8 protein-coding genes are annotated in these 6,711 nt (G+C 38.6%); 3 read left to right on the top strand and 5 right to left on the bottom strand.

Annotation, left to right across the window (positions count from 1 at the left end; translation table 11 throughout):
• A partial coding sequence (locus KH943_RS01080; protein ID WP_304106462.1) for an ABC transporter permease occupies positions 1 to 272 on the bottom strand: 272 nt, incomplete at its 3' end.
• A complete protein-coding gene (gene mlaF, locus KH943_RS01075) occupies positions 265 to 1,068 on the bottom strand; it encodes a phospholipid ABC transporter ATP-binding protein MlaF (protein ID WP_304106460.1) in 804 nt (267 codons plus the stop codon). The genes KH943_RS01080 and mlaF, both read right to left, overlap by 8 nt.
• 307 nt (positions 1,069 to 1,375) lie before the next feature.
• Here mlaF and KH943_RS01070 point away from each other — a divergent pair, with 307 nt between their 5' ends.
• Positions 1,376 to 2,791, top strand: a complete 1,416-nt coding sequence (locus KH943_RS01070) for a DegQ family serine endoprotease (RefSeq protein WP_304106458.1) — start codon at positions 1,376 to 1,378, stop codon at positions 2,789 to 2,791.
• 145 nt (positions 2,792 to 2,936) lie between these two features.
• Positions 2,937 to 3,467: an inorganic diphosphatase gene (locus KH943_RS01065; protein ID WP_005705412.1), complete on the top strand. Its 531-nt coding sequence runs from the start codon at positions 2,937 to 2,939 to the stop codon at positions 3,465 to 3,467.
• 58 nt (positions 3,468 to 3,525) lie between these two features.
• On the opposite strand, the gene KH943_RS01060 is transcribed toward KH943_RS01065, so the two are convergent.
• From KH943_RS01060 to KH943_RS01050, 3 genes are read right to left on the bottom strand one after another with little or no spacing between them, the layout of a single operon-like run.
• The gene (locus KH943_RS01060) at positions 3,526 to 3,801 is read right to left on the bottom strand and encodes a deoxyribose-phosphate aldolase (protein WP_304106456.1); all 276 of its coding nucleotides are present in this window, start codon (positions 3,799 to 3,801) and stop codon (positions 3,526 to 3,528) included.
• Positions 3,802 to 3,829: 28 nt separating this feature from the next.
• Positions 3,830 to 4,294 (bottom strand): glycine zipper 2TM domain-containing protein, encoded by a 465-nt coding sequence (locus tag KH943_RS01055; protein WP_304106454.1) that lies wholly within the window; start codon positions 4,292 to 4,294, stop codon positions 3,830 to 3,832.
• Positions 4,295 to 4,306: 12 nt separating this feature from the next.
• Positions 4,307 to 4,921, bottom strand: coding sequence for a VOC family protein (locus KH943_RS01050; protein WP_304106465.1), 615 nt, complete (start codon positions 4,919 to 4,921; stop codon positions 4,307 to 4,309).
• 30 nt (positions 4,922 to 4,951) lie between these two features.
• Here KH943_RS01050 and argS point away from each other — a divergent pair, with 30 nt between their 5' ends.
• On the top strand, positions 4,952 to 6,679 hold the full coding sequence (gene argS / locus KH943_RS01045; RefSeq protein ID WP_304106451.1) for an arginine--tRNA ligase: 1,728 nt from the start codon (positions 4,952 to 4,954) through the stop codon (positions 6,677 to 6,679).
• Positions 6,680 to 6,711: the final 32 nt, after the last annotated feature.

The raw sequence follows: 6,711 nt of genomic DNA, 5'->3' as shown, positions 1-6,711 counted from the left end.
GACACCAATGTACCTAAACTACTATCTGCGGCAAAATCCACTAATACAACATAACCTTGCAAGCCTAAAACCATCCCGATAAATAAACCAGAAAGCATAATGATTAGCAAAGATTGTACACCAACCACATGAAGTTGCTTGATTAAAAGTGGCGTATGTTTACGAAATTGTGGCCTGCCAATTAATGCTCCCCATAACATAAAGATAGCTCGTCCGAATGCTCGGATAAATTGGATAGTTGAAGCCCCAATTTGGTTGATAAAATTAATCATTAAACAAATCCTCTATATAATCTTTGGCTGGATAATGAAAACGTACAGGTCCATCAGCTTTACCTGCTAAGAATTGTATTACTTGTGGATCTTCACTCGCCATTAACTGCTCTGGAGTCCCATGTGCAATGACAGTTTTATTTGCCACAATATAAGCATAATCAGCAATACTTAATATTTCTGTTACATCATGTGAAACAACAATAGATGTTAGGTTTAATGCTTGATTTAGCTTCTTAATGAGCTCAACAATCACCCCCATACTGATTGGATCCTGACCTGTAAAAGGTTCATCATACATAATTAAATCAGGATCTAATGCAATTGCACGAGCAAGTGCCGCACGACGAGCCATACCGCCAGAGAGTTCTGATGGCATGAGATGAGCAGCTCCTCGTAAGCCTACCGATTCTAATTTCATTAACACCAACTTGCGAATCAACTCTTCGGGCAAGTTTGTATGTTCACGAATTGGGTAGGCAACATTGTCAAATGTAGATAAATCAGTAAACAGCGCCCCTGATTGGAATAGCATCCCCATTCGTTGACGGATTTGATAAAGTGTTTTATTTGAGGCTGTACAAATATCTTGTCCATCAAATAAAATTTCGCCTGATTCTGGTATTATTTGACCGCCAATTAAGCGTAATAGAGTAGTCTTACCAATTCCTGAGGGCCCCATAATTGCAGTCACTTTACCTTTTTGAACGTGCAGATTAAGGTTGTCATAAATCACTCGATCACCACGTTTAAAGGTAAGATTATTTACTTCAACTAGGTTTTCAGTGTGTTGCATTGAATTTAATACCTTTCTGTTAAAGACAAAAATAAGTGGAAATTATACCCTATTCAATAAAATAAAGCCAAAAAGCTTTTGTTTAAAAATACAAGCGGTTAAATTGCTAGAAATTTTTGCAACCTCTCGAACTCTCGCAAAATTTGCCTGTCCTATCTGACACGAGTAAGGCAGGTTCATCTGTCTTGTTTGTATGAATTTAACGTCTATTTCTCGTAGAATAGATTTTAATCCACCGTGATATTTATCTTTTTATGACGGACTAAAGTCCACCTTACAAGAGAGATCAATAGGAAACAAAAACAATATGAAAACAATGAAAAAATCCCTTATCGCAGCATCCATTTTAGCTTTAGGTATAGCTACAATGCCAGTCAAAGCGGAAATTAACATTCCATTTATTTCAGCAGTGTCTGGTCAAAACAACCCAGCAACGTCATCACTAGCTGATATGTTAGATAAAGTTCGCCCAGCAGTGGTAAGCATCTCAGTAGAAGGTAAAGCAAAAGAGACGCAAGGTCGTAACAGTATGCGTGATTTGCCTGATGAATTTCAATTCTTCTTTGGTGATATGTTTGGTAACCGTTTTGGTGGACAAGATGCGCACCCTCGCCAATTTCGTGGTTTAGGTTCTGGCGTGATTATTAACGCAGAAAAAGGTTATGTCATTACTAACAATCACGTGATCAAAGATGCGGATAAAATCACCATTCAATTAGATGATGGTCGAGAGTTTAAAGCAAAATTGGTAGGTGCAGATCCGCAGTCTGACGTGGCGTTAGTCCAAATTGAAAATCCGAAAAACTTAACGGCATTAAAATTTGCTGACTCAGATAAATTACGTGTGGGCGATTTTAGCGTGGCAATTGGTAATCCATTTGGTTTAGGTCAAACCGTAACTTCAGGAATCATCTCAGCATTAAGTCGCTCAACTGGCGATGCAGATGAAGGTTATCAAAACTATATTCAAACTGATGCGGCTGTGAACCAAGGTAACTCTGGTGGTCCGTTAATCAACCTAAAAGGTGAGTTAATTGGTATTAATACGGCAATCATCTCGCCAAGTGGTGGCAATGCGGGTATTGCATTCGCTATTCCATCAAATATGGTGAACAATCTTGTGCAACAAATCATCGAATTTGGGGACGTAAAACGTGGGATGCTTGGTATTAAAGGTGGTGAGCTGAATGCAGATTTAGCGAAAGAATTTGGCGTAGATGCTCAACAAGGGGCATTTATCAGCGAAGTATTCCCAGAATCAGCAGCCGCAAAAGCTGGTTTAAAAGCTGGGGATGTGATTACCGAATTAAATGGTCAAAAATTGCATAGCTTTAGTGAATTACGTGCAAAAATTGCAACCTCTGGTGTAGGCAAAGATATTGAGTTAACCTACTTACGCGATGGAAAAACGGCAAAAGCGAAAGTAACTCTTCAATCAGAAATTGGTAGCACAGGTTCAGTCATAGATTTATTGCCAGAATTGAAAGGTGTGGAATATACTAATCAAGATGAAAAAGGAGTGAAAGGCGTTTCAATTACTAAAGTTGAAAAAGGCTCATTAGCGGAGGCTCGTGGATTGAAAAAAGGCGATTTAATCATAGGAGTAAACCGTCATCGTGTTGAAAATGTAAGTGAATTACGCAAAGTATTAGGCGAAAAACCATCAGTGGTTTATTTAAATATCGTACGTGATGGGGCAAATTTCTTCTTGATAGTTCAGTAAAGAATTAAAGATGGGTTACAATCCCATCTTTTTTTGTACATGAATAACTAAGTTATTTTACACTAAAAATAGAATTCTACTGGTAAGGTTTATAAAAGCTGCTATACTTTTTCAGTTTTTTAACCCAACCAATGAGGATTTTTCAATGGCTGATTTTAATCAAATTTTAACACCAGGCGATGTAGACGCTGGTATTATCAATGTAGTAAACGAAATTCCTGAAGGCAGCTGCCACAAAATCGAATGGAATCGTAAAGTAGCGGCATTCCAATTAGACCGTGTTGAACCTGCGATCTTCGCAAAACCAACTAACTATGGATTCATTCCACAAACTTTAGATGAAGATGGCGACGAGTTAGATGTATTATTGATCACTCGCCAACCATTAGCAACAGGTGTATTCCTTGAAGCGAAAGTAATTGGGGTAATGAAATTCGTAGATGATGGCGAAGTGGATGATAAAATTGTGTGCGTACCAGCAGATGACCGCGATACAGGCAATGCGTACAATACATTAGCAGATTTACCAGCGAACTTAATTAAACAAATTGAGTTCCACTTCAACAACTACAAAGCATTGAAAAAACCAGGTTCCACTAAAGTAACTCACTGGGGCGATGTAGAAGAAGCGAAAGAAGTGATTCGCGAATCAATAAAACGTTGGAACGAGCGTTAATCTTGAATTTCTGAGACTAAATAAAAATAACCCAACAACTGTTGGGTTATTTTTAAGATTATTTAAATTCGTAACGGCGAATAGTATTTAAATCAGAATCTTGATGGTTATCTTTATCTGCTGAATTGATTCTTGCCCCTACTGCTGCATGAGCATCATATTTGCGCATTAAAGTAACTACCTCACCGCTATCTTTTTTAACTGTTAACTCAACAACATCTTTAGAAATGTCTTTACTACTTAAAACAGTTGCATCGCCTTTATTTGAATAAATTTCCGCTGTACAACCAACAAGAGCTATACAAGCTAATGCTGCTAAAGATATTTTTTTCATTATTAATAACACCTTTTAGAATTTAAAATTATAGTAATGAAACATTCAAGTCAGAATTAGATCCTACGATTCTAACTCTTTTACCTGGTATAAATCCTGCTTCTTTTTTCTGTACTACAGCAATTTCTTTTCCATCATCTTTACGGATTACAATTTCCATTGATGCAATCTGAGTAGCTTTTTCTTCTATAGTACTACCCGCCATTGCCCCTGCAACAGCACCTACAGCTGTTGCAATCGCCTGACCTTTACCTCCACCAATAGCTGATGCTGCTATGCCACCTAATACACCGCCACCAAGAGTACCTGCAATCCCTTCTGTACCTCCTTGAATTTTTACATCACGAATAGAAACAATCGTTCCATAAGAGATCGCTCTAGCTTCCTTTACTTGCGAAGTGGTATAAACACTCCCACTATAAATATCAGAATTGCCACACCCAACCACTAAAAAGCTTGAAAACAAAGCTGCTGCTAATCCAATTTTTTTCATATTGTACCCCAACTAAAATTTATCAGAAATAATTTCTGAGCAAATGATACTATTTATATCATAAGGATGTAGTTTTAGACAAGAATGATTACCTAAAGTTGCATTCTTTACATTTATCGCAATGGTCGGATTAGGTAGTTGTTCACCTTCCACTTCAGGCTGGCTAATTTTAATATTAAGTTTAGGATTCTCATTAAGTGCAAACATTTTTAGCACACGTTCAATCCAAGAATCCACGTTTTCACTTTGCTGCATAGGGATTACAGCTTCAATATGTTCCCATCCCTCTTGTGGATAAATTTTGCCTTTAGGAAAGGGAAGTTCTATGATTTTGACTTTTTGTCCACAAAAATCAACCACTTGCGTTAGCTCAAACAGTCCAATTGGGCGGCCATTAACTTTACTTTCTTTAAGAATCTTTACATTTTCCACCAAAAGATTTCGCCATTTTTTAGCAGTTTCAAGTGTATTCATGCGAACCGCAAGATGATCGATTTCATATTTGCTGAGATCAATCCCTGCGATTTCTGCAATTTGCTGAATTTTTTGCTCGAATTGAGATAAATCACCAAAACAAGCGGTCATTTTCTCGTAAAAGTTTGCGTTTTCAGGTATAATTTTGTCCATTTTTTGAATGTAAATGCAATAGGTTAAAAAGTGAATATTCAACAAATTTTATCAGATAAAATTAAGCAAGCAATGGTTCTTGCAGGGGCAGAAGAAAACGTTGAGCCGTTAGTGCGTCAATCAGGCAAGCCAGAGTTTGGTGATTATCAAGCGAATGGTGCGATGGGGGCGGCAAAAAAATTAGGAATGAACCCGCGTGATTTTGCTCAAAAAATTTTGGCTAATGTGAACTTAGACGGTATCGCTGAAAAATTAGAAATTGCGGGTCCAGGCTTTATCAATATTTTCTTAAATAAAGATTGGTTAGCAAAGAACGCTAATTTAGCCTTACAAGCGGTTAATTTTGGCATTCAAACCGCAAATCCACAAACGATTGTCATCGATTACTCTTCTCCAAACGTGGCGAAAGAGATGCACGTTGGGCATTTGCGTTCGACCATTATTGGCGATGCGGTGGTGCGTACTCTTGAGTTTTTAGGCAATAAAGTGATCCGTGCTAACCACGTTGGCGACTGGGGAACCCAGTTCGGTATGCTTATCGCTTACCTTGAAAAAATGGAAAATGAAAATGCAACAGCAATGGAGTTAAGCGACCTTGAAGCTTTCTACCGTGCGGCTAAAGAGCATTACGATAGTGATGAAGCATTCGCAGAAAAAGCACGTAATTATGTGGTGAAACTGCAAGGTGGCGATGAATATTGCCGCACAATGTGGAAAAAATTGGTTGATATTACAATGCACCACAACCAAGAAAATTACGACCGCTTGAACGTAACTTTAACCGAAAAAGATGTGATGGGCGAAAGCCTTTACAATCCAATGTTGCCAGAAATTGTGGCGGATTTAAAAGCAAAAGGATTGGCAGTAGAAGATGATGGCGCTTTAGTCGTTTTCCTTTCTGAGTTCAAAAATAAAGATGGCGATCCAATGGGCGTTATCGTGCAGAAAAAAGATGGCGGTTTCTTATACACGACTACTGATGTGGCTGCAGCAAAATATCGTTATGAAACTTTAAAAGCAGATCGTGCTTTAGTATTCTCAGATAGCCGTCAAGCACAACATATGCAACAAGCTTGGTTAATTACCCGTAAAGCGGGCTATGTACCAGACTCTTTCAGCTTTGAACACCCATTTTTCGGTATGATGTTGGGCAAAGATGGTAAGCCGTTCAAAACCCGTTCAGGTGGCACAGTGAAACTGAAAGATTTGCTTGATGAAGCGGTAGAACGTGCAGATAAACTCATCTCAGAACGTAGCCAAGAACTCACCTCTGAAGAAAAAGCAGCGGTGGTGGAAGCGGTAGCAATTGGCTCGGTGAAATACTCAGATCTCTCGAAAAACCGTACCACCGATTATGTGTTCGATTGGGACAATATGCTGACCTTTGAGGGTAACACCGCACCTTATATGCAATACGCTTACACCCGTATTCGTTCGATTTTCGCACGCAGTGGCATTGATGCAGACCAATTAACTGGCGACATCGTATTAACCGAAGATAAAGAGCGTGCACTGGCAGTGAAATTATTGCAATTTGAAGAAGCTTTAAATGGCGTAGCAAAAGACGGTATGCCGCATATTCTTTGCCAATACTTATACGAATTAGCGGGCACATTTTCGAGCTTCTACGAGGCTTGCCCAATTTTGAATGCAGAAGAAAGTGTGAAAAATAGCCGTTTACGTTTGGCGGCATTAACCGCAAAAACATTGAAACAAGGTTTAGATCTGTTAGGGATTAAGACTGTAGAGAAAATGTAATGATAGATCCCTCTCTTTTGCAAAGAGGGGGT

The organism is Haemophilus parahaemolyticus (genome assembly GCF_018373095.1).
GTDB classification, from domain to species: Bacteria; Pseudomonadota; Gammaproteobacteria; order Enterobacterales; family Pasteurellaceae; genus Haemophilus_A; species Haemophilus_A parahaemolyticus_A.
The sequence above is the reverse complement of the archived record's forward strand: the minus strand, read 5'-3'. Positions and strand labels throughout refer to the sequence as shown.

Excerpts from the sequence above, each read along its gene's own strand:
- KH943_RS01060 (WP_304106456.1), bottom strand. The coding sequence starts at position 3,801 with ATGAAAAAAATATCTTTAGCAGCATTAGCTTGTATAGCTCTTGTTGGT.
- KH943_RS01050 (WP_304106465.1), bottom strand. The coding sequence starts at position 4,921 with ATGGACAAAATTATACCTGAAAACGCAAACTTTTACGAGAAAATGACC.
- KH943_RS01065 (WP_005705412.1), top strand. The coding sequence starts at position 2,937 with ATGGCTGATTTTAATCAAATTTTAACACCAGGCGATGTAGACGCTGGT.
- mlaF (WP_304106460.1), bottom strand. The coding sequence starts at position 1,068 with ATGCAACACACTGAAAACCTAGTTGAAGTAAATAATCTTACCTTTAAA.
- KH943_RS01070 (WP_304106458.1), top strand. The coding sequence starts at position 1,376 with ATGAAAACAATGAAAAAATCCCTTATCGCAGCATCCATTTTAGCTTTA.
- KH943_RS01055 (WP_304106454.1), bottom strand. The coding sequence starts at position 4,294 with ATGAAAAAAATTGGATTAGCAGCAGCTTTGTTTTCAAGCTTTTTAGTG.